This is a genomic window from Streptomyces sp. NPDC023838 (assembly GCF_040639555.1).
GTDB lineage: Bacteria > Actinomycetota > Actinomycetes > Streptomycetales > Streptomycetaceae > Streptomyces.
This window is the reverse complement of record NZ_JBFAAD010000034.1, coordinates 39,916-61,084: the sequence shown is the minus strand read 5'-3', so window position 1 is coordinate 61,084 and position 21,169 is coordinate 39,916. Positions and strand designations below refer to the sequence as shown.

Annotated in this window: 18 protein-coding genes; 2 read left to right on the top strand and 16 right to left on the bottom strand. The window is 69.7% G+C overall.

What is annotated here, in order from left to right:
- Positions 1-16: 16 nt before the first annotated feature.
- The 14 genes from nuoN to AB0G17_RS30535 form a co-directional block, all read right to left on the bottom strand.
- Positions 17-1,672, bottom strand: coding sequence for an NADH-quinone oxidoreductase subunit NuoN (gene nuoN, locus AB0G17_RS30600; RefSeq protein ID WP_361389768.1), 1,656 nt, complete (start codon positions 1,670-1,672; stop codon positions 17-19).
- Entirely contained in the window at positions 1,669-3,279 is a 1,611-nt protein-coding gene (locus AB0G17_RS30595) for an NADH-quinone oxidoreductase subunit M (protein ID WP_361389766.1), read from the bottom strand. The genes nuoN and AB0G17_RS30595 overlap by 4 nt, the downstream gene beginning before the upstream one ends.
- A gap of 3 nt (positions 3,280-3,282) precedes the next feature.
- The gene (gene nuoL, locus AB0G17_RS30590; protein ID WP_361389764.1) at positions 3,283-5,229 is read right to left on the bottom strand and encodes an NADH-quinone oxidoreductase subunit L; all 1,947 of its coding nucleotides are present in this window, start codon (positions 5,227-5,229) and stop codon (positions 3,283-3,285) included.
- A 14-nt stretch (positions 5,230-5,243) separates the two neighbouring features.
- The gene (nuoK, locus tag AB0G17_RS30585) at positions 5,244-5,543 is read right to left on the bottom strand and encodes an NADH-quinone oxidoreductase subunit NuoK (protein WP_067163047.1); all 300 of its coding nucleotides are present in this window, start codon (positions 5,541-5,543) and stop codon (positions 5,244-5,246) included.
- Complete coding sequence (locus AB0G17_RS30580; protein ID WP_361389816.1) at positions 5,540-6,352, bottom strand: NADH-quinone oxidoreductase subunit J; 813 nt, start codon at positions 6,350-6,352, stop codon at positions 5,540-5,542. The genes nuoK and AB0G17_RS30580 overlap by 4 nt, the downstream gene beginning before the upstream one ends.
- Complete coding sequence (nuoI, locus tag AB0G17_RS30575) at positions 6,352-6,996, bottom strand: NADH-quinone oxidoreductase subunit NuoI (protein ID WP_361389762.1); 645 nt, start codon at positions 6,994-6,996, stop codon at positions 6,352-6,354. Before nuoI ends, AB0G17_RS30580 begins: the two co-directional genes overlap by 1 nt.
- The gene (nuoH, locus tag AB0G17_RS30570) at positions 6,989-8,347 is read right to left on the bottom strand and encodes an NADH-quinone oxidoreductase subunit NuoH (protein WP_361389760.1); all 1,359 of its coding nucleotides are present in this window, start codon (positions 8,345-8,347) and stop codon (positions 6,989-6,991) included. Before nuoH ends, nuoI begins: the two co-directional genes overlap by 8 nt.
- Before the next feature lie 61 nt (positions 8,348-8,408).
- On the bottom strand, positions 8,409-10,910 hold the full coding sequence (locus tag AB0G17_RS30565; RefSeq protein ID WP_361389758.1) for an NADH-quinone oxidoreductase subunit G: 2,502 nt from the start codon (positions 10,908-10,910) through the stop codon (positions 8,409-8,411).
- On the bottom strand, positions 10,907-12,277 hold the full coding sequence (gene nuoF / locus AB0G17_RS30560) for an NADH-quinone oxidoreductase subunit NuoF (RefSeq protein WP_361389756.1): 1,371 nt from the start codon (positions 12,275-12,277) through the stop codon (positions 10,907-10,909). Before nuoF ends, AB0G17_RS30565 begins: the two co-directional genes overlap by 4 nt.
- Entirely contained in the window at positions 12,277-13,089 is an 813-nt protein-coding gene (nuoE, locus tag AB0G17_RS30555) for an NADH-quinone oxidoreductase subunit NuoE (RefSeq protein ID WP_361389814.1), read from the bottom strand. Before nuoE ends, nuoF begins: the two co-directional genes overlap by 1 nt.
- Before the next feature lie 26 nt (positions 13,090-13,115).
- The gene (locus AB0G17_RS30550) at positions 13,116-14,450 is read right to left on the bottom strand and encodes an NADH-quinone oxidoreductase subunit D (RefSeq protein WP_361389754.1); all 1,335 of its coding nucleotides are present in this window, start codon (positions 14,448-14,450) and stop codon (positions 13,116-13,118) included.
- The gene (locus AB0G17_RS30545; RefSeq protein ID WP_361389752.1) at positions 14,450-15,175 is read right to left on the bottom strand and encodes an NADH-quinone oxidoreductase subunit C; all 726 of its coding nucleotides are present in this window, start codon (positions 15,173-15,175) and stop codon (positions 14,450-14,452) included. The genes AB0G17_RS30550 and AB0G17_RS30545 overlap by 1 nt, the downstream gene beginning before the upstream one ends.
- The gene (locus AB0G17_RS30540; RefSeq protein ID WP_067163033.1) at positions 15,172-15,726 is read right to left on the bottom strand and encodes an NADH-quinone oxidoreductase subunit B; all 555 of its coding nucleotides are present in this window, start codon (positions 15,724-15,726) and stop codon (positions 15,172-15,174) included. Before AB0G17_RS30540 ends, AB0G17_RS30545 begins: the two co-directional genes overlap by 4 nt.
- Before the next feature lie 17 nt (positions 15,727-15,743).
- On the bottom strand, positions 15,744-16,103 hold the full coding sequence (locus AB0G17_RS30535; RefSeq protein WP_007383963.1) for an NADH-quinone oxidoreductase subunit A: 360 nt from the start codon (positions 16,101-16,103) through the stop codon (positions 15,744-15,746).
- A gap of 827 nt (positions 16,104-16,930) precedes the next feature.
- Between AB0G17_RS30535 and AB0G17_RS30530 the strand changes: the two genes are divergently transcribed.
- Positions 16,931-17,752, top strand: a complete 822-nt coding sequence (locus AB0G17_RS30530; RefSeq protein WP_361389750.1) for a C40 family peptidase — start codon at positions 16,931-16,933, stop codon at positions 17,750-17,752.
- A 196-nt stretch (positions 17,753-17,948) separates the two neighbouring features.
- Here AB0G17_RS30530 and AB0G17_RS30525 read toward each other — a convergent pair whose 3' ends face one another.
- Complete coding sequence (locus AB0G17_RS30525; RefSeq protein WP_361389748.1) at positions 17,949-19,235, bottom strand: geranylgeranyl reductase family protein; 1,287 nt, start codon at positions 19,233-19,235, stop codon at positions 17,949-17,951.
- 217 nt (positions 19,236-19,452) lie between these two features.
- Here AB0G17_RS30525 and AB0G17_RS30520 point away from each other — a divergent pair, with 217 nt between their 5' ends.
- On the top strand, positions 19,453-19,953 hold the full coding sequence (locus tag AB0G17_RS30520; RefSeq protein ID WP_361389812.1) for a GNAT family N-acetyltransferase: 501 nt from the start codon (positions 19,453-19,455) through the stop codon (positions 19,951-19,953).
- Positions 19,954-20,246: 293 nt separating this feature from the next.
- On the opposite strand, the gene AB0G17_RS30515 is transcribed toward AB0G17_RS30520, so the two are convergent.
- The gene (locus tag AB0G17_RS30515; protein WP_361389746.1) at positions 20,247-21,158 is read right to left on the bottom strand and encodes a glutaminase; all 912 of its coding nucleotides are present in this window, start codon (positions 21,156-21,158) and stop codon (positions 20,247-20,249) included.
- Positions 21,159-21,169: the final 11 nt, after the last annotated feature.

Here is a 21,169-nt window from a genome sequence, read left to right as displayed (position 1 = left end):
ACGCCCCCGTGGAGCGTCAGCGCACGAACACTCCCGCCTGGCTCGCCAGATCCAGGAAGTACTGAGGCGCCACACCCAGCACCAGCGTCACCGCGACGCCGACCCCGATCGCCGTCATCGTCAGCGGCGACGGAACCGCCACCGTCGGCCCGTCGGCCTTCGGCTCGCTGAAGAACATCAGCACGATCACCCGGATGTAGAAGAACGCGGCGATCGCCGAAGAGATCACACCGACCACGACCAGCGCCCCCGCGCCGCCCTCCGCCGCCGCCTTGAACACGGCGAACTTCCCGGCGAAGCCGGAGGTCAGCGGGATGCCTGCGAAGGCGAGCAGGAAGACCGCGAACACCGCCGCCACCAGCGGCGAGCGCCGGCCGAGCCCTGCCCACTTGGACAGGTGGGTCGCCTCGCCGCCCGCGTCGCGCACCAGCGTGACGACCGCGAACGCCCCGATCGTCACGAACGAGTACGCGCCGAGGTAGAACAGCACCGACGAGATCCCGTCCGCGTTCGTCGCGATCACACCCGCGAGGATGAACCCGGCGTGCGCGATCGACGAGTACGCGAGGAGCCGCTTGATGTCGGTCTGGGTGATCGCGACGATCGCGCCGCCCACCATCGTGACGATGGCGACGCCCCACATCACCGGCCGCCAGTCCCACCGCATCCCGGGCAGCACCACATAGAGCAGCCGCAGCAGCGCGCCGAAGGCCGCGACCTTGGTGGCGGCCGCCATGAAGCCGGTGACCGGGGTGGGCGCGCCCTGGTAGACGTCCGGCGTCCACATGTGGAACGGCACCGCGCCGACCTTGAAGAGCAGCCCCATCAGCAGCATCGCGCCGCCGATCAGCAGCAGCACGTCGTTGCCCATCGTGCCCGCCAGCGCCGGGTCCACCGTCTGAACCGTGCCGTCGACGACGTCCGCGATCGTCGCGTACTGGACCGAGCCCGCGTAGCCGTACAGGAGCGCGATGCCGAACAGCAGGAACGCCGACGAGAAGGCGCCGAGCAGGAAGTACTTCACCGCCGCTTCCTGCGACATCAGCCGCTTGCGGCGGGCCAGCGCGCACAGCAGGTACAGCGGGAGGGAGAAGACCTCAAGCGCCACGAAGAGCGTCAGCAGGTCGTTGGCCGCCGGGAACACCAGCATCCCGGAGATCGCGAAGAGCGCCAGCGGGAAGACCTCGGTGGTCGCGAAACCGGCCCTGACCGCGGCCTTCTCGCTGTCACTGCCCGGTACGGAGGCGGCCTGCGCGGCGAACGAGTCGACCCGGTTGCCATGCGCCTCGGGGTCCAGGCGGCGCTCGGCGAAGGTGAAGATCGCGACGATCGAGGCGAGGAGAATGGTGCCCTGGAGGAAGAGCGCCGGGCCGTCGACGGCCACCGCGCCCATCGCCGCGATGTGCGCCTTCGTCGTGCCGTACCCGTCGGCCGCGAGGGCGACCACCGCGGCGAAGGCGGCGGCGAGCGCGATCACGGAGAGGAACACCTGGGCGTAGTAACGGCTCTTGCGCGGGACGAACGCCTCGATCAGCACGCCCACCACCGCCGCGCCGACCACGATCAGCGTGGGCGACAGCTGTGCGTACTCGATGTGCGGCGCCGGGATCTTGTCCACCTTGCCGTCGGCCGCCGTCGTCCACAGGCTGTGGACAGCTGTTGCTGTACTCACTGGGCCGCCTCCACCACGGGCTTGGGGTCCTTCTTGTGTACGTCGGACATGGTGTGCTGCACCGCCGGGTTGACGATGTCGGTCAGCGGCTTCGGGTAGACCCCCAGGAAGACCAGCAGCGCGATCAGCGGGGCGACCACCAGGAGCTCGCGGACCTTGAGGTCCGGCAGGCCCTGCACCCCGGCCTTGACCGGGCCGGTCATCGTGCGCTGGTAGAGCACCAGCACGTACAGCGCGGCCAGCACGATGCCCAGCGTGGCGATCACGCCGATCGCCGGATAGCGGCTGAACGTGCCCACCAGGACCAGGAATTCACTGATGAAGGGTGCGAGGCCGGGCAGCGACAGGGTCGCCAGACCGCCCACCAGGAACGTGCCCGCGAGCAGCGGGGCCACCTTCTGCACCCCGCCGTAGTCCGCGATCAGACGCGAGCCGCGGCGCGAGATCAGGAAGCCGGCCACCAGCATCAGCGCGGCCGTCGAGATCCCGTGGTTGACCATGTACAGCGTGGCGCCGGACTGGCCCTGGGTGGTCATCGCGAAGATGCCCATGACGATGAAGCCGAAGTGCGAGATCGACGCGTACGCCACCAGGCGCTTGATGTCGCGCTGGCCGACCGCGAGCAGCGCCCCGTAGATGATGCTGATCACGGCGAGGACCATGATCACCGGCGTCGCCCACTTCGACGCCTCCGGGAAGAGCTGGAGGCAGAAGCGAAGCATCGCGAAGGTGCCGACCTTGTCGACCACCGCCGTGATCAGCACCGCGACCGGCGCCGTGGCCTCGCCCATCGCGTTGGGCAGCCAGGTGTGCAGCGGCCAGAGCGGGGCCTTCACCGCGAAGGCGAAGAAGAAGCCGAGGAACAGCAGCCGCTCGGTGTTGGTCGCCATGTCCAGCGAGCCGCTCGCGCGCGCGGCCGCGATCTCGTCGAGCGAGAACGTCCCGGCCACCACGTACAGCCCGATCACCGCGGCCAGCATGAGCAGACCGCCGACCAGGTTGTAGAGCAGGAACTTGACCGCCGCGTACGACCGTTGGGTGGCCGCCGCCTCGTCGCCGTGCTCGTGGGCGCGGTCGCCGAAGCCGCCGATCAGGAAGTACATCGGGATCAGCATGGCTTCGAACAGGATGTAGAAGAGGAAGACGTCGGTGGCCTCGAAGGAGAGGACCACCATCGCCTCGACGGCGAGGATCAGGGCGAAGAAGCCCTGGGTGGGCCGCCATCGATAGTTCTCGGTCTCCTTGGGGCCTCCCCTGCTCGAACGAAGTTGAGAGCTTGGGGAAGGGTCCGCGTCGTGCCAGCCCGCCACGATGATGAACGGGATGAGCAGCGCGGTGAGCGCGATCAGCGCCACCCCGATGCCGTCCACACCCAGCTCGTAGCGGACGCCGAAGTCCTTGATCCAGGCGTGCGATTCGGTCAGCTGGTACCGGTCTCCGCCCGGCTCGAACCGTACGAGCTGGACGGCGCCCAGGACCAGCGTGCCCAGCGAGACCAGCAGCGCCAGCCACTTGGCGGCGGTGCGCCGCTCTGCCGGGACCGCGGCGGTGGCGATCGCGCCGACCGCCGGGAGCGCCGCCGTCGCGGTAAGGAGGGGGAACGACATGCCTTACACCGCCCTCATCAGCAGGGTCGCGGCGATGAGCACCGCCGCACCTCCGAACATCGAGACCGCGTACGAACGGGCGAAGCCGTTCTGCAGCTTGCGCAGCCGGCCGGAGAGCCCGCCGAACCCCGCCGCGGTGCCGTTGACCACGCCGTCGACCAGGGTGTGGTCGACGTACACGAGCGAGCGGGTGAGGTGCTCGCCGCCACGGACCAGGACCACGTGGTTGAAGTCGTCCTGGAGCAGGTCGCGGCGGGCGGCCCGGGTGAGCAGCGAGCCGCGCGGGGCGACGACCGGGACCGGCTTGCGTCCGTACTGCGCCCAGGCGAGGCCGACGCCGATCAGCAGCACAGTGACGGTGGCCGCGGTGACCACTCCCTCGCTCACCGGCGAGTCGCCGTGCGAGAGGCTCGTGACCGGCTCCAGCCACTTCACGAACGACTCGTTGATGCTGAAGAGCCCGCCCGCGAGGACCGAGCCGAAGGCCAGGATGATCATCGGGATCGTCATGGTGGAGGGCGACTCGTGCGGGTGCGGCTCGGCGTGCTCGCCGCGGTGCTCGGCCGCCGGCTCCACGCTCGGCTCGGCCGGGGACGGGGTGGGGGCGTTGCGCCAGCGCTCCTCGCCGAAGAACGTCATCAGCATCACGCGCGTCATGTAGTACGCGGTGATGGCCGCGCCGAGCAGGGTGACCGCGCCGAGGATCCAGCCCTCGGTGCCGCCCTTGGCGAACGCCGCCTCGATGATCTTGTCCTTGGACCAGAAGCCGGACAGGCCCGGGAAGCCGATGATGGCGAGGTAGCCGAGGCCGAAGGTGACGAAGGTGACCGGCATGTACTTGCGCAGGCCGCCGTACTTGCGCATGTCGACCTCGTCGTTCATGCCGTGCATCACGGAGCCCGCGCCGAGGAAGAGCCCGGCCTTGAAGAAGCCGTGGGTGACCAGGTGCATGATCGCGAAGGCGTAGCCGATGGGGCCGAGGCCGGTGGCGAGGATCATGTAGCCGATCTGCGACATGGTCGAGCCCGCCAGGGCCTTCTTGATGTCGTCCTTCGCGCAACCGACGATCGCACCGAACAGGAGCGTGACCGCGCCGACGACGACCACGGCCGTCTGCACGTCGGGCACCGCGTTGAAGATGACGCCGGAGCGGGTGATCAGGTAGACGCCGGCGGTCACCATCGTCGCCGCGTGGATCAGGGCCGAGACCGGGGTCGGGCCCTCCATCGCGTCACCGAGCCAGGACTGGAGCGGCACCTGGGCGGACTTGCCGCAGGCGGCGAGCAGCAGCATCAGGCCGATGGTGGTGTTGCGGCCGTCGCCGGTCTCGCCGACCTCGTTGAAGACGGTCGAGAAGGCGAACGAGCCCCAGGTGGTGAACATGACCATGATGGCGATGGACAGGCCCATGTCGCCGACCCGGTTGACCAGGAACGCCTTCTTGGCCGCCGTCGCCGCGCTGGGCTTGTGCTGCCAGAAGCCGATGAGCAGGTAGGACGCCAGACCGACGCCCTCCCAGCCGACGTACAGGAGCAGGTAGTTGTCGGCGAGGACCAGGAGCAGCATCGCCGCGAGGAACAGGTTGAGATAGCCGAAGAAGCGGCGGCGGTTCTCGTCGTGCTCCATGTAGCCGATCGAGTAGATGTGGATCAGCGTGCCCACACCGGTGATCAGCAGGACGAAGGTCATCGACAGCTGGTCGAGCTGGAAACCGACGTCGGCCTGGAAGCCCTCCACCGGGACCCAGCTGAACAGGTGCTTGTGCACCGCCCTGTTGTCGGCCGAGCGGCCGAGCATGTCGGCGAAGAGCGCCACACCGAGGCCGAAGGAGACGGCCGCGAGCAGGGTGCCCAGCCAGTGTCCGACGGCGTCGAGCCGCCGCCCGCCGCACAGCAGGACGGCCGCTCCGAGCAGAGGCGCCGCGATGAGCAGCGCAATCAGGTTCTCCACGATTCAGCGACCCCTCAGAGCTTCATCAGGCTGGCGTCGTCGACCGAGGCCGAGTGGCGGGAACGGAAGAGCGACACGATGATCGCGAGCCCGACGACGACTTCCGCCGCGGCGACGACCATCGTGAAGAAGGCGATGATCTGGCCGTCGAGGTTGCCGTGCATCCGGGAGAAGACCACGAACGCGAGGTTGCAGGCGTTGAGCATCAGCTCGACGCACATGAAGACCACGATCGCGTTCCGCCTGATGAGCACGCCGGCCGCGCCGATCGTGAACAACAGGGCTGACAGATACAGGTAGTTGACGGGGTTCACTTCGCGGCCTCCTCTTCCCGGCCGAGCCGCTCGGCGGAGCGCTGCTCCAGCGCCTTCAGGTCGGACAGCGCCTCGCTGGACACGTCGCGGATCTGGCCGCGGCCGCGCAGCGTCTGGTTGACGGTGAGCTCGGACGGCGTGCCGTCGGGCAGCAGGCCCGCGATGTCCACCGCGTTGTGCCGGGCGTAGACACCCGGGGCCGGCAGGGGCGGCAGGTGCTTGCCCTCGCGCACGCGCTGCTCGGAGAGCTCGCGCTGGGTCTTGGCGCGCTCGGTGCGCTCGCGGTGCGTGAGCACCATCGCGCCGACCGCCGAGGTGATCAGCAGGGCGCCGGTGATTTCGAAGGCGAACACGTACTTGGTGAAGATGAGGGCGGCCAGGCCCTCCACGTTGCCCCCGGCGTTGGCCTGCTTCAGTCCGTCGAAGTGCTTCAGCGAGGCGTTGGCGATGCCCGCGATGAGGAGCACTCCGAAGCCGATCCCGCAGACCGCGGCCCAGATGCGCTGGCCCTTGATGGTCTCCTTGAGCGAGTCGGCCGCGGTGACACCGACCAGCATGACCACGAAGAGGAAGAGCATCATGATCGCGCCGGTGTAGACGACGACCTGGACGACGCCCAGGAAGTACGCCCCGTTGGCGAGGTAGAAGACCGCCAGGATGATCATGGTCCCGGCCAGGCACAGCGCACTGTGCACGGACTTCTTCATCAGTACGGTGCACAGCGCGCCGATGACGGCGACGGTGCCGAGCACCCAGAACTGGAACGCCTCCCCGGTGGAGGTCGTCGTGGCGGAGACGGCGAGCTGCATCACGCGTCCACCCCCTCGGGCTGTTCCCCGTCGGCGGGCTGCTCGCCCTTGGAGACGGCCACCTGGCGGACCGTGCCGGGCGCGGCCTCGGTGACCAGGCCCCGGTAGTAGTCGCCCTCGGTCATGCCCGGGTAGATCGCGTGCGGCGAGTCGACCATGCCCTCTTCGAGCCCGGCGAGCAGCTGCTCCTTGGTGTAGATCAGGTTGGCGCGGCTGCTGTCGGCCAGTTCGAACTCGTTGGTCATCGTCAGCGCGCGCGTGGGGCACGCTTCGATGCACAGGCCGCACAGAATGCAGCGGGCGTAGTTGATCTGGTAGACGATTCCGTACCGCTCGCCCGGCGAGTAGCGCTCCTCGTCCGTGTTGTCCGCGCCCTCCACGTAGATCGCGTCGGCCGGGCAGGCCCAGGCGCACAGCTCGCAGCCGATGCACTTCTCCAGGCCGTCCGGGTGCCGGTTGAGCTGGTGGCGCCCGTGGAAGCGGGGGGCCGTGGTCTTCTGCTGTTCCGGATACTGCTCGGTCAGCCGCTTCTTGAACATGGCCTTGAAGGTCACGCCGAAGCCGGCCACCGGGTTCAGGAACTTTGCCTCGGACGAAGCCCCGGGCTCCCCCGAAGTCTCCGCCGGTTCCGATGACTTAGACACCCTCGTCCTCCCTTCCGTCACGGTCACTCTCAGTATCGGACCCACCACTGACAACCAACTCCCGCTCGTGCCTGGAGCGTCGGCGCGGCACCGGTGGAAGGGTCTGGCCGGGCAGCGGTGGCACCGGGAATCCGCCCGCCATCGGGTCGAACGCGGGTGGCCCGTCCTCGGCCGCCGACTCCTCCTGGCGGCCCCGGAAGACGTCCGCGACCAGCGAGATCAGCAGGACCGCGACGACCGCGCCCCCGACGTACAGCACGATCTTGGAGAAGTCGTGGCCGTCGTTGCGCAGCGCGCGCACGGTCGCCACCAGCATCAGCCAGACGACCGAGACCGGGATGAGGACCTTCCAGCCGAGCTTCATCAGCTGGTCGTAGCGGACGCGGGGCAGCGTGCCGCGCAGCCAGATGAAGAAGAAGAGCAGCAGCTGGACCTTGATGACGAACCAGAGCATCGGCCACCAGCCGTGGTTGGCGCCCTCCCAGAAGGTGGACACGGGCCACGGGGCCCGCCAGCCGCCCAGGAAGAGGGTGGTCGACACCGCCGAGACGGTGACCATGTTGACGTACTCGGCCAGCATGAAGAGCGCGAACTTGATCGACGAATACTCGGTGTTGAAGCCGCCGACCAGGTCGCCCTCGGACTCGGGCATGTCGAAGGGGGCGCGGTTGGTCTCGCCCACCATCGTGACCACGTAGATGATGAAGGAGACCGGCAGCAGCACGATGTACCAGCGGTCGTGCTGCTGGGCGACGATCTCCGAGGTCGACATCGACCCCGAGTAGAGGAAGACCGAGGCGAAGGCCGCGCCCATCGCGATCTCGTACGAGATCATCTGCGCGCACGAGCGGAGTCCGCCGAGCAGCGGGTACGTCGACCCGGAGGACCAGCCCGCGAGCACGATCCCGTAGATGCCGACCGAGGCGCACGCGAGGACGTAGAGCATCGCGATCGGCAGGTCGGTGAGCTGCATCGTGGTGCGGTGGCCGAAGATCGACACCTCGTTGCCGGACGGCCCGAAGGGGATGACGGCGATCGCCATGAAGGCCGGGATCGCGGCGACGATCGGGGCCAGGACGTAGACGACCTTGTCGGCCCGTTTGACGATGACGTCTTCCTTCAGCATCAGCTTGATGCCGTCGGCGAGGGACTGGAGCATCCCCCAGGGGCCGTGCCGGTTGGGACCGATGCGCAGCTGCATCCAGGCGACGACCTTGCGCTCCCAGACGATCGAGAACAGCACGGTCACCATCAGGAACGCGAAGCAGAACACGGCCTTGAGGACGATGAGCCACCAGGGGTCGCGGCCGAACAGGGAGAGGTCCTCGGCCGCGAGGAAGGTCGGGGTCACGCTCGCACCTCCGGTACGTGGACGGCGGCGCCCGGTGCCGCGGGGCGGACGGGGAGGTCGGTCACGACTGCACCTCCGGTGCGGCGGTGGCGGCGTCCTGAGCCGCCGGGCCGAGACGGACGACCTGGCCCGGGACGGCGCCGGTGTCCGCGAACACGCCGCCGCCGGTCGAGTCGAGCGGCAGCCACACCACCCGGTCGGGCATCTCGGTCACCTTCAGGGGCAGCCGGAGCGCGCCCGCGGGCCCGCTCACCTGCAGCAGGTCGCCGTCCTTGACGCCGGTCTCGGCCGCCGTGGCCGCCGAGAGCCTGGCGAGGGCCGCGTGCCGGGTTCCGGCCAGTGCCTCGTCGCCCTCCTGGAGGGTGCCGAGGTCGAGCAGCAGCCGGTGGCCGGCGAGGACCGCCTCGCCCTCGGCGGGCCGGGGCAGCGCGTGCGCCGTCTCCAGCGGCTCGGAGGCGCGCGGCCCGTCCCAGTGGCCCAGGCCCCGCAGCTCCGCGCGCGCGGCGCGGTTGTCCGGCAGGGCCAGGTGGACGTCCATCGCGTCGGCCAGCATGTGCAGCACGCGCGCGTCGGCGGGCGCCAGGCGCCGGGTCATCTGTTCGGGCTTCAGCGCGGCCTCGAACATCCGCGCCCGGCCCTCCCAGTTGAGGAAGAAGCCGGACTTCTCGGCGACGGCCGCGACCGGGAAGACCACGTCCGCCCGCTCGGTGACCTCGCTCGGCCGCAGCTCCAGGGAGACCACGAAGGCGCCGGAGAGTGCTTCACGCGCGCGTGCCGGATCCGGCAGGTCGGCCGGGTCGACGCCCGCGACCAGCAGCGCGCCCAGCTCGCCGGTGGCGGCGGCCTCCACGATCTGGCCGGTGTCCCGCCCGAAGCGGTGCGGCAGTTCCCGTACGCCCCAGGCGGCGGCCACCTCTTCACGCGCGCGTGGATCGGTGGCCGGGCGCCCGCCGGGCAGTAGCGCCGCCAGGGCGCCCGCCTCGATCGCGCCCCGCTCGCCGGCCCGGCGCGGGATCCACACCAGTTCGGCGCCGGTCGCGGTGGCGGCCCGTACGGCCGCGGTCAGCGCGCCCGGCACGGCCGCCAGCCGCTCGCCGACGACGATGACGGATCCGTCGGCCCGCAACGCCTCGGCGGCGGCCGAGCCGTCGCCGTCCAGGCCGACCCCGCCCGCCAGCGCGTCCAGCCACTCGGTCTCGGTGCCGGGCGCGGCGGGCAGCAGCGTGCCGCCCGCCTTCCGCAGGCCCCGGGTGAGGTGCGTGGCGAGTGAGTAGGTGCGCTGGCCGTGCTTGCGCCAGGCCTTGCGCAGCCGCAGGAAGACGCCGGGCGCCTCCTCCTCCGCCTCGAACCCGACGAGCAGCACCGCGGGCGCCTTCTCCAGCGAGGCGTACGTGACGCCCTCGCCGGTGAGGTGGCCGCGCCCGGCGACCCTCGCCGCCAGGAAGTCGGCCTCCTCGGCCGAGTGCACGCGCGCGCGGAAGTCGACGTCGTTGGTGTCCAGGGCGATCCGGGCGAACTTGGCGTACGCGTAGGCGTCTTCGACGGTCAGGCGTCCGCCGGTGAGCACCCCGGCCCGGCCCCGGGCCGCCGTGAGCCCGGCCGCGGCCGCCTCCAGCGCCTCGGGCCAGGAAGCGGGCTCCAGCTCACCGGCCGCGTTGCGCACCAGCGGAGTGGTCAGCCGGTCCGGCTTCTGTGCGTACCGGAAGGCGAACCGGCCCTTGTCGCACAGCCACTCCTCGTTGACCTCCGGGTCGTTGGCGGCGAGGCGGCGCATGACCTTGCCGCGCCGGTGGTCGGTGCGGGTGGCGCAGCCGCCCGCGCAGTGCTCGCACACCGACGGCGAGGAGACCAGGTCGAAGGGGCGGGCGCGGAACCGGTACGCCGCCGAGGTCAGCGCGCCGACCGGGCAGATCTGGATGGTGTTCCCGGAGAAGTACGACTCGAACGGGTCGCCCTCGCCGGTACCGACCTGCTGGAGCGCGCCGCGCTCCAGGAGCTCGATCATCGGGTCGCCCGCGATCTGCTCGGAGAAGCGGGTGCAGCGCGCACACAGCACGCACCGCTCGCGGTCGAGCAGCACCTGCGTCGAGATCGCCACCGGCTTCTCGTAGGTGCGCTTCTTGCCCTCGAAGCGGGTGTCCGGGTCGCCTACCTGCATGGCCTGGTTCTGCAGCGGGCACTCGCCGCCCTTGTCGCAGACCGGGCAGTCCAGCGGGTGGTTGATGAGCAGCAGCTCCATCACCCCGCGCTGGGACTTCTCGGCCACCGGCGACGTCAGCTGCGACTTGACCACCATGCCGTCGGTGCAGGTGATGGTGCAGGACGCCATCGGCTTGCGCTGGCCCTCCACCTCCACGATGCACTGGCGGCAGGCGCCGACCGGGTCGAGCAGCGGGTGGTCGCAGAACCGGGGGATCTCGATGCCGAGCAGCTCGGCGGCCCGGATCACCAGCGTGCCCTTGGGGACGCTGATCTCCACGCCGTCGATGGTCAGAGAGACCAGGTCCTGGGGCGGCACCGCCGCCTCTCCGCCGCCGGAGGGAGCGCCAGTCGTCACCGTCATGCGTTCACCTCCGTGGTGCGGTGCGGGCTGTCGGCCCACAGGGTCGACTTGGCCGGGTCGAAGGGGCAGCCACGGCCCGTGATGTGCTGCTCGTACTCCGCGCGGAAGTACTTGAGCGAGGAGAAGATGGGCGCGGCGGCGCCGTCGCCGAGCGCGCAGAACGACTTGCCGTTGATGTTGTCGGCGATGTCGGTGAGCTTGTCGAGGTCGCCCATGGCGCCCTTGCCCGCCTCGATGTCGCGGAGCAACTGGACGAGCCAGTACGTGCCTTCGCGGCACGGCGTGCACTTGCCGCAGGACTCGTGGGCGTAGAACTCGGTCCAGCGGGTGACCGCCCGTACGACGCAGGTGGTCTCGTCGAAGCACTGGAGCGCCTTGGTGCCCAGCATCGAGCCCGCGGCGCCGACGCCCTCGTAGTCCAGCGGGACGTCGAGGTGCTCGTCGGTGAACATCGGGGTCGAGGAGCCGCCCGGGGTCCAGAACTTGAGCCGGTGGCCCGGGCGCATGCCGCCGCTCATGTCGAGCAGCTGGCGCAGCGTGATGCCGAGCGGGGCCTCGAACTGGCCCGGGTGGGCGACGTGCCCGCTGAGCGAATAGAGCGTGAAGCCGGGTGACTTCTCGCTTCCCATCGATTTGAACCAGTCTTTTCCGCGAGTGAGGATCGCGGGAACGCTGGCGATGGACTCGACGTTATTGACAACAGTGGGGCACGCGTAGAGACCGGCGACCGCAGGAAAGGGGGGACGCAGCCGGGGCTGACCGCGACGGCCTTCCAAGGAGTCCAGTAGTGCGGTCTCCTCACCGCAGATGTACGCGCCCGCGCCCGCGTGCACGGTGAGTTCGAGGTCGAGACCGCTGCCCAGGATGTCCTTGCCGAGGTAGCCGGCCGCGTAGGCCTCCCGCACGGCCTCGTGCAGCCTCCGTAGTACGGGGACGACCTCCCCGCGCAGATAGATGAACGCGTGCGACGACCTGATCGCGTAACAGGCGATCACAATGCCCTCGATGAGGCTATGCGGGTTGGCGAAGAGGAGCGGGATGTCCTTGCAGGTCCCGGGCTCCGATTCGTCGGCGTTGACAACTAGATAGTGCGGTTTGCCATCGCCCTGCGGGATGAACTGCCACTTCATGCCCGTGGGGAAGCCCGCGCCGCCCCGGCCGCGCAGCCCGGAGTCCTTCACGTACGCGATGAGGTCGTCCGGGGACATGGCCAGGGCCTTGCGCAGCCCCTCATAGCCGTCGTGCCGACGGTAGGTCTCCAGGGTCCAGGATTCGGGCTGGTCCCAGAAGGCCGACAGAACGGGTGCCAGCAGCTTTTCCGGGCTGCTTCCGTTCCCGTTCCCACTCAGTTCGGCTGCCAAGGTCATCACTCCCCCTCCTCGTCGACCGGGCCCGCCGGGTGGGCGGGGTCGGACGCAGAGGTCTGCTGCGGTGCGTCGTGCGAGCTCAAGTGCTCGGAGCCGGGCTGGGCTTCGTCTCGGGGGCCCTCGCCGCGTGGGTGCACCACGCGCGGCTGCGGGCTCTCGCCCTTCGCCAGGCGCAGGCCGGTCAGGGAGGCCGGGCCCGCGCCACCGCTCGCCGCGACGGCGCCGGGGCGCTCGTCGGGGAAGCCGGCCAGGATCCGGGCGGTCTCCTTGTAGGTGCACAGCGGGGCGCCGCGGGTGGGTTCCACCGGCCTGCCCGCGCGCAGGTCGTCGACCAGGCGCTTGGCCGACTCGGGGGTCTGGTTGTCGAAGAACTCCCAGTTGACCATCACCACGGGCGCGAAGTCGCAGGCGGCGTTGCACTCGATGTGTTCGAGGGTCACCTTCCCGTCGGCGGTGGTCTCCTCGTTGCCGACGCCGAGGTGGCGCTTGAGCTCGTCGAAGATGGCGTCGCCGCCCATCACCGCGCACAGCGTGTTGGTACAGACGCCCACCTGGTAGTCACCGGAGGGCTTGCGCCGGTACATCGAGTAGAAGGTGGCGACGGCGGTCACCTCGGCGGTCGTGAGGTCCAGCGTCTCGGCGCAGAAGCGCATCCCGGTGCGCGAGACATGGCCCTCCTCCGACTGCACGAGGTGCAGCAGCGGCAGCAGCGCGGAGCGGCTGTCCGGGTAGCGGGCAATGACCTCCTTGGCGTCCGCTTCGAGCCGGGCTCGGACGTCGGCCGGGAAATCGGGCGCGGGCAGCTGGGGCATGCCCAGGCTCGTCGGCGTGGTCTCGGTCACCGGTCGACGCCTCCCATCACGGGGTCGATGGACGCGACGGCGACGATGACGTCGGCGACCTGGCCGCCCTCGCACATCGCCGCCATGGCCTGGAGATTGGTGAAGGACGGGTCGCGGAAGTGGACCCGGTAGGGGCGGGTGCCTCCGTCGCTCACGACGTGCACCCCGAGCTCGCCCTTGGGCGACTCGACAGCCGCGTACGCCTGTCCGACGGGGACCCGGAAGCCCTCGGTCACCAGCTTGAAGTGGTGGATCAGGGACTCCATCGAGGTGCCCATGATCTTCTTGATGTGGTCGAGGGAGTTGCCGAGGCCGTCCGGGCCGAGCGCGAGCTGGGCGGGCCAGGCGATCTTCTTGTCGGCGACCATGACCGGCCCGGGCTCCAGGCGGTCCAGGCACTGCTCGACGACCCGCAGCGACTGGCGCATCTCCTCCAGGCGCACCAGGAAGCGGCCGTAGGCGTCGCAGCTGTCGGCGGTGGGGACCTCGAAGTCGTAGGTCTCGTAGCCGCAGTACGGGTCGGTCTTGCGCAGGTCGTGCGGCAGGCCCGCGGAGCGCAGGATCGGCCCTGTCGCGCCGAGCGCCATGCAGCCGGTCAGGTCGAGGTACCCGACGTCCTGCATCCGGGCCTTGAAGATCGGGTTGCCGGTGGCGAGCTTGTCGTACTCCGGCAGGTTCTTCTTCATCGTCTTCACGAACTCGCGCAGCTGGTCCACCGCGCCCGGCGGCAGGTCCTGGGCGAGGCCGCCGGGGCGGACGAACGCGTGGTTCATCCGCAGACCGGTGATCAGCTCGAAGATGTCGAGGATGAGTTCGCGGTCCCGGAAGCCGTAGATCATGATCGTGGTGGCGCCGAGCTCCATGCCGCCGGTGGCGATGCAGACCAGGTGCGAGGCGATCCGGTTCAGCTCCATCAGGAGCACCCGGACGACCGAGGCGCGGTCGGGGATCTGGTCGGTGATGCCGAGCAGCTTCTCCACGCCCAGGCAGTACGCCGTCTCGTTGAAGAACGGCGTCAGGTAGTCCATGCGCGTGACGAAGGTGGTGCCCTGCGTCCAGTTGCGGAATTCGAGGTTCTTTTCGATGCCGGTGTGCAGATAGCCGATGCCGCAGCGGGCCTCGGTGACCGTCTCGCCGTCGATCTCCAGGATGAGGCGGAGCACGCCGTGCGTGGAGGGGTGCTGGGGGCCCATGTTGACGACGATGCGCTCGTCGTCGGCGCGGGCGGCGGTGCGGGCGACCTCGTCCCAGTCGCCGCCGGTGACCGTATATACGGTCCCCTCGGTCGTCTCCCTCGCGGAAGCGCGCGAAGTTGCGCTGTCGGTGTTCATCAGCTGTACGACCTCCGCTGGTCCGGAGCCGGGATCTGGGCGCCCTTGTACTCGACGGGGACGCCGCCGAGGGGGTAGTCCTTGCGCTGCGGGAAGCCCTGCCAGTCGTCCGGCATCATGATCCGGGTGAGGGCGGGGTGGCCGTCGAAGACCAGGCCGAAGAAGTCGTAGGTCTCGCGCTCGTGCCAGTCGTTGGTCGGATAGACGCCGACCAGGGACGGGATGTGCGGGTCGCTGTCCGGGGCGGTGACCTCCAGGCGGATCAGCCGGCCGTGGGTCAGCGAGCGCAGGTGGTAGACGGCGTGCAGCTCGCGGCCCTTGTCGCCCGGGAAGTGGACGCCGCTCACGCCCGTACAGAGCTCGAAGCGCAGGGCCGGGTCGTCGCGCAGGGTCCGCGCGACGCGGACGAGGTGCTCGCGCGCGATGTGGAAGGTGAGCTCGCCGCGGTCGACGACCGTCTTCTCGATGACGTTCTCGGGGAGCAGGTCCTGCTCCTCCAGTGCGCCTTCGAGCTCGTCGGCCACCTCGTCGAACCAGCCGCCGTAGGGGCGGGAGGAGGCACCGGGCAGGGTGACGGTGCGCACCAGGCCGCCGTAGCCGCTGGTGTCGCCGCCGTTGGCCGCGCCGAACATGCCCTTGCGGACGCCGATGACGTCACCGGTGTCGTCGCGCTGGGCGGGCAGGCCGCCGTTCTCCGGCGGCTCGGGAGTACGGTCGTCGCTCACCGCAGCAGCCCCTTCATCTCAATGGTGGGCAGCGCCTTGAGGGCGGCCTCCTCGGCCTCGCGGGCGGCTTCCTCCGCGTTCACCCCGAGCTTGGAGCCCTGGATCTTCTGGTGGAGCTTGAGGATCGCGTCGATCAGCATCTCGGGCCGGGGCGGGCAACCGGGCAAATAGATGTCGACCGGCACAATGTGGTCGACACCCTGCACAATCGCGTAATTGTTGAACATTCCGCCCGAGGACGCGCAAACCCCCATGGAGATGACCCACTTGGGGTTGGGCATCTGGTCGTAGACCTGCCGCAGGACCGGGGCCATCTTCTGGCTGACCCGGCCGGCCACGATCATCAGGTCCGCCTGGCGCGGCGAGCCGCGGAAGACCTCCATGCCGAACCGGGCCAGGTCGTACCGGCCGGCGCCCGTCGTCATCATCTCGATGGCGCAGCAGGCCAGACCGAAGGTGGCGGGGAAGACGGACGCCTTGCGCACCCAGCCCGCGGCCTGTTCGACGGTGGTCAGCAGAAAGCCGCTCGGCAGTTTCTCTTCGAGTCCCATAGGTGCCCCTCAGCCCCTCAGTCCCATTCCAGGCCGCCGCGCCGCCATACGTACGCGTAGGCGACGAACACGGTGAGCACGAAGAGCAGCATCTCCACGAGCCCGAAAACCCCCAGGGCGTCGAAGGTGACGGCCCAGGGGTAGAGGAAGACGATCTCGATGTCGAAGACGATGAAGAGCATCGCCGTCAGGTAGTACTTGATCGGGAAGCGGCCGCCTCCGGCCGGCGTGGGAGTCGGTTCGATGCCGCACTCGTACGCCTCAAGTTTCGCCCGGTTGTACCGCTTTGGGCCGATAAGCGTGGCCATGACCACGGAGAAGATCGCAAACCCAGCCCCTAGGGCGCCGAGCACGAGGATGGGCGCGTAGGCATTCACGCTCCTCGCTCCTTCCAGTCGTCCTTGACCGTTGGACCGCACACGGGCGCCGCTGCCACCCCCTCGCCACGCGAAGATCGCGCACATGTGAGGCAGTTCACAAGCCCGACTGCACCGCATCCTATGCCCGGCGGTCTGTGATCTGCGACACGGGGTGCGCCAACGTCTTTGTGATCTCCACCACCTGACGAAGGATCATGAAGTCGGATGAGCAGTGATCTTCACACCCGAAGCGGCCGAGTGATCACAAGGCGTAGCATCCGCTCCTGTTACCGCTGGTCGCAAGGGGTGTGGCACTATCAAGACATGGGGCGTACAAGCAAATTGGCGATGGACACCTTCGAGTGATAAGGGCCGACGGGTCACTCATGCGGGTGAAGTCCCGTACGGGGGGTGGACCTGTGCACGCGTTCACGAACTCGGCCATCGGCCGAACCACCGATCGCACCGCCGGCGGCACCGCCGACCGCACCATCGACGCGCCACCGGAGGCACCGACAGCACCGCCGATCGCACCACCGGCCGCGCCCACTGATCACGAGCCGGTCACGGGACGGGCGATGACGGGATACGGAGTGACCTGCGTCACAGGAAACCGTCACCGATTAAACCGGGCTTGGCCAACGGTGTGAACGGATGGTAGGCGGCGGGCAATTCGGACTATTTATAAAAACCACATGATCACAGCCGTGATCGCGCATGCCCGGATTGCCCGTTACGGCGTCAATAAGGGCGCGGAGGAAGCGGATTCGCCCGTTCCGACCGCAACTGTGGCGCAGCACACGTTTCTTGAAGGGAACCGGGAACCCCTGATAGCGGTTGTCCTCATGTCCCACACCGCTCACATACCCAGCCACCGGAAGCCCCGCCGCAGCGCCTCCAAGCTCGCGCTCCGTGCCGGAGTTGCCGGTGGCGTCCTCAGCACCATCGCGGTGGCAGGCGCCACGGGTCCGGCGCACGCCGCCGAGCCGGTGACCGAGACCATCGAGATGCCCACGCTCACGACCGGGCTCGCGAGCACCGCCGCCGCTTCCGCCGAGGCAACCCAGCAGGTCGCCGCCGACCTCCAGCTGAAGGCCCAGCAGAACGCGGCCGCGTCCAGCGCCGCCAAGCTTGCCAAGAAGGCCAAGGCCGACGCGGACGCCAAGGCCGAGGCCGAGGCGGAGAAGAAGGCCAAGGCGGAGGCCAAGGCGAAGGCGGACGCCGCCGAGCGCGCCTCCCGCTCCTCCGCGCGCACCACCCTGAGCGCGACGACCGGTGGCAGCAGCTCCGTCACCACCTCCTCCAGCGCCACGGGCTCCGCCGCCACCATCGTGAACTTCGCGCTGGCGCAGGTCGGCAAGGCGTACGTGTCGGGTGCCACGGGCTCCAGCGCGTACGACTGCTCGGGCCTCGTCCAGGCCGCGTACCGCCAGGTGGGCATCGACCTGCCGCGCGTCTCGCAGGACCAGTCGACGGCGGGCCGCCAGGTCTCCCTGTCGAACCTCCAGCCCGGCGACGTCCTCTACTGGGGCGGCGCGGGCTCGGCGTACCACGTGGCCATCTACGTGGGCGGCGGCAAGTTCGTCGGCGCGCAGAACTCCTCGACCGGTGTGGTCGAGCGCAGCATGGACTGGGACCAGCCGACGGGCGCGGTCCGCGTTCTCTAGACCCCGGCGGTCTTCGGCGGTCTTCAGCAGTCTTGGGCCGTCTTCAGCAGTCCTCGGCGCTCACAGACGCGCGGAAGGGCCGGTGCTCCCCGAGGGGGAGGGCACCGGCCCTTCGCCGTACAGGAGGCCCTCAGAGGGCCCGTACAGGGCCGACGTAAGGCCCTCGGAAGGTCCTGGGAAGGCCCTCGGAAGGCCCTCAGGCCTTCGGGGCCACCTTCGAGAGGCCGTTGATGATGCGGTCCATCGCGTCGCCGCCCGTGGGGTCGGTCAGGTTCGCGAGCATCTTCAGCGTGAACTTCATCAGCAGCGGGTGGGTCAGACCGCGCTGGGTCGCGATCTTCATGACCTTCGGGTTGCCGATGAGCTTCACGAAGGCGCGGCCCAGCGTGTAGTAGCCGCCGTAGGTGTCCTTGAGGATCTTCGGGTAGTTGTGCAGCGCCAGCTCGCGCTGGGCCGGGGTCGCGCGGGCGTGCGCCTGGACGATGACGTCCGCGGCGATCTGCCCCGATTCCATGGCGTATGCGATGCCCTCGCCGTTGAACGGGTTGACCAGGCCGCCCGCGTCGCCCACCAGCAACAGGCCCTTGGTGTAGTGCGGCTGGCGGTTGAAGGCCATGGGGAGCGCGGCGCCGCGGATCGGGCCGGTCATGTTCTCGGGGGTGTAGCCCCAGTCCTCGGGCATCGAGGCGCACCAGGCCTTGAGGACCTCGCGCCAGTCCAGCTCCTTGAAGGAGTCGGAGGTGTTGAGGACGCCGAGGCCGACGTTGGAGGTGCCGTCGCCCATGCCGAAGATCCAGCCGTAGCCGGGCAGCAGCCGGTCCTCGCCGGGCCCGCGCCGGTCCCACAGCTCCAGCCAGGACTCCAGGTAGTCGTCGTCGTGGCGGGGCGAGTGGAAGTACGTCCGTACGGCCACGCCCATCGGGCGGTCCTCGCGGCGGTGCAGGCCCATCGCGAGGGAGAGGCGGGTGGAGTTGCCGTCGGCGGCGACCACGAGGGGCGCGTGGAAGGTGACTTCGCGCTTCTCCTCGCCCAGCTTGGCGTTGACGCCGGTGATGCGGCCGGTGCGGTCGTCGATGATCGGGCTGCCGACGTTGCAGCGCTCGTGGAGCCGGGCTCCGGCCTTCTGGGCCTGGCGGGCGAGCTGCTCGTCGAAGTCGTCGCGCTTGCGGACGAGTCCGTAGTCGGGGTAGCTGGCGAGCTCCGGCCAGTCCAGCTGGAGCCGGACGCCGCCGCCGATGATGCGCAGGCCCTTGTTGCGCAGCCAGCCGGCCTCTTCGGAGATGTCGATGCCCATCGCGACGAGTTGCTTGGTGGCGCGCGGGGTGAGCCCGTCGCCGCACACCTTCTCGCGCGGGAAGGCGGTCTTCTCCAGCAGCAGTACGTCGAGTCCGGCCTTGGCCAGGTAGTACGCGGTCGTGGATCCGGCGGGGCCGGCCCCGACGACGATCACATCCGCGGTGTGTTCGGAGAGGGGCTCGGTCACAGCGGGTTCTCCCGAAGACTCGATTTTGCATGCCGGAAAGCACAGGACGTGTGCAGTCTATGGGTGGGTGTTGATCGTTATCGCGAAGGGTTGCCGCGCCATGAGCTTGGCCGAGGAGAAGTCCGTCGGGGAGAAGTCCGCCGGCGGGGAGTCGTCCGTCGGGAAGGCGTCCGCTGGGGAGGCGTCCGTCGGGAAGGCGTCCGCTGGGGAGGCGTCTCTGGCTGTCCCCGGCGTACGGCTGCGGGTGCCGACGGAGGAGGACGCGTACGCGTGGCACGAGGTGTTCGCCGACCCGGAGGTCATGGAGTTCCACGGGGGTGCGGCGGCGGAGCTGTCGGTGTACGAGGAGCTGACGGCTCGGCAGCGCAAGCACGACGCGGAGAGGGGGTTCTGTCTCTGGACGCTCCTCGGGGACTCCGGCCAGGTACTCGGCTTCACGGGCGCGCAGCCGTGGCCCCATGCGTGGGGCCCGGTGGGCGAGGTGGAGATCGGGTGGCGGCTGGCCCGGGGGGCGTGGGGCCAGGGGTACGCGACGGCCGCGGCGCGTGTCGCGGTCGAGCGGGTACGGGCGGCCGGGGTGGAACGTGTGGTGGCGATGGTTGACGCGCGGAACGAGCGGTCTGTGGCGGTTACGGGGCGGTTGGGGATGCGGCGGGGGGAGACGTTCCGGACGCCGGGGGGTGAGCGGGAGGGGATCTGCTTCCGGCTGGAGCTGTGAGGGGGGCGGTGGGCGCGGGGGTGCGGTGCCTGTGCGGTGGGTGCGGTGTGGCTGGTCGCGCAGTTCCCCACGCGGCGGAGCCGCACATGTCACAGCCCCGCGCCCCTGAAGCAGGCCGCCCGCGCTGCGGAGCCGCACGTGTTGCGGCCCCGTGCCCCTAAACCCTCGTGGATGAGCGTCTTTCGGCCAAGCTGAGGCCCAACCCCGCCGGGGGCGCGGGGAACTGCGCGACCAGCCCCCCACCGGCCCGCAGACACACACCGGGCCAAAGCGGGGCGTGGTGGTGGGGGTGGTCAGAAGACTGACAAGCCCGTCAGGGTGGTGAAGCGGTCCAGGGCCGCTACGCCCGCTACCGAGTTGCCCCGCGCGTCCAGACCCGGGCTCCACACGCACAGCGTGCAGCGGCCGGGGACGACCGCGACGATTCCGCCGCCGACGCCGCTCTTGCCCGGCAGACCGACGCGGTACGCGAAGTCGCCCGCCGCGTCGTACGTCCCGCAGGTCAGCATCACCGCGTTGATCTGCTTGGCCTCGCTGCGCGAGAGCAGGCGGGAGCCGTCCGCGCGCAGCCCGTGGCGGGCCAGGAAGCGGGCCGCCAGCGCCAGGTCGGCACAGCTCATCTCGATGGCGCACTGCCAGAAGTAGTGGTCGAGCAGCGTGGGCACGTCGTTGGAGATGTTGCCGTACGAGGCCATGAAGTGGGCCAGGGCCGCGTTCCGGTCGCCGTGTGCCGACTCGGACTCGGCCACCACCGCGTCGAAGGCGAGCTCCGGGTTGCCCGTCTCCTCCCGCAGGAAGTCCAGCAGCTCGCTGCTCGCGTCCCCGGTGAGGGTCTGGAGCCGGTCGGTGACGACCAGCGCGCCCGCGTTGATGAACGGATTGCGCGGGATCCCGTTCTCGTACTCCAGCTGCACCAGCGAGTTGAACGGGTTGCCCGACGGCTCGCGGCCGACGTGCTCCCAGAGGCTGTCGCCGCCGCGCGCGAGGGCCAGCGCGAGCGTGAAGACCTTGGTGATCGACTGCGCGGAGAACGGCCGCTGCCAGTCCCCCACCCCGTACACCTTGCCGTCGAGGTCGGCGACCGCCATGCCGAAGCGGGACGGGTCGACGTCGGCGAGGGCCGGGATGTACGCGGCGGGGGTGCCACGCCCGACGAGGGGCGCGATGTCGTCCGCGATCTGGTGGAGGACGGCCTGGTAGTCCACGGTGGTGCTGC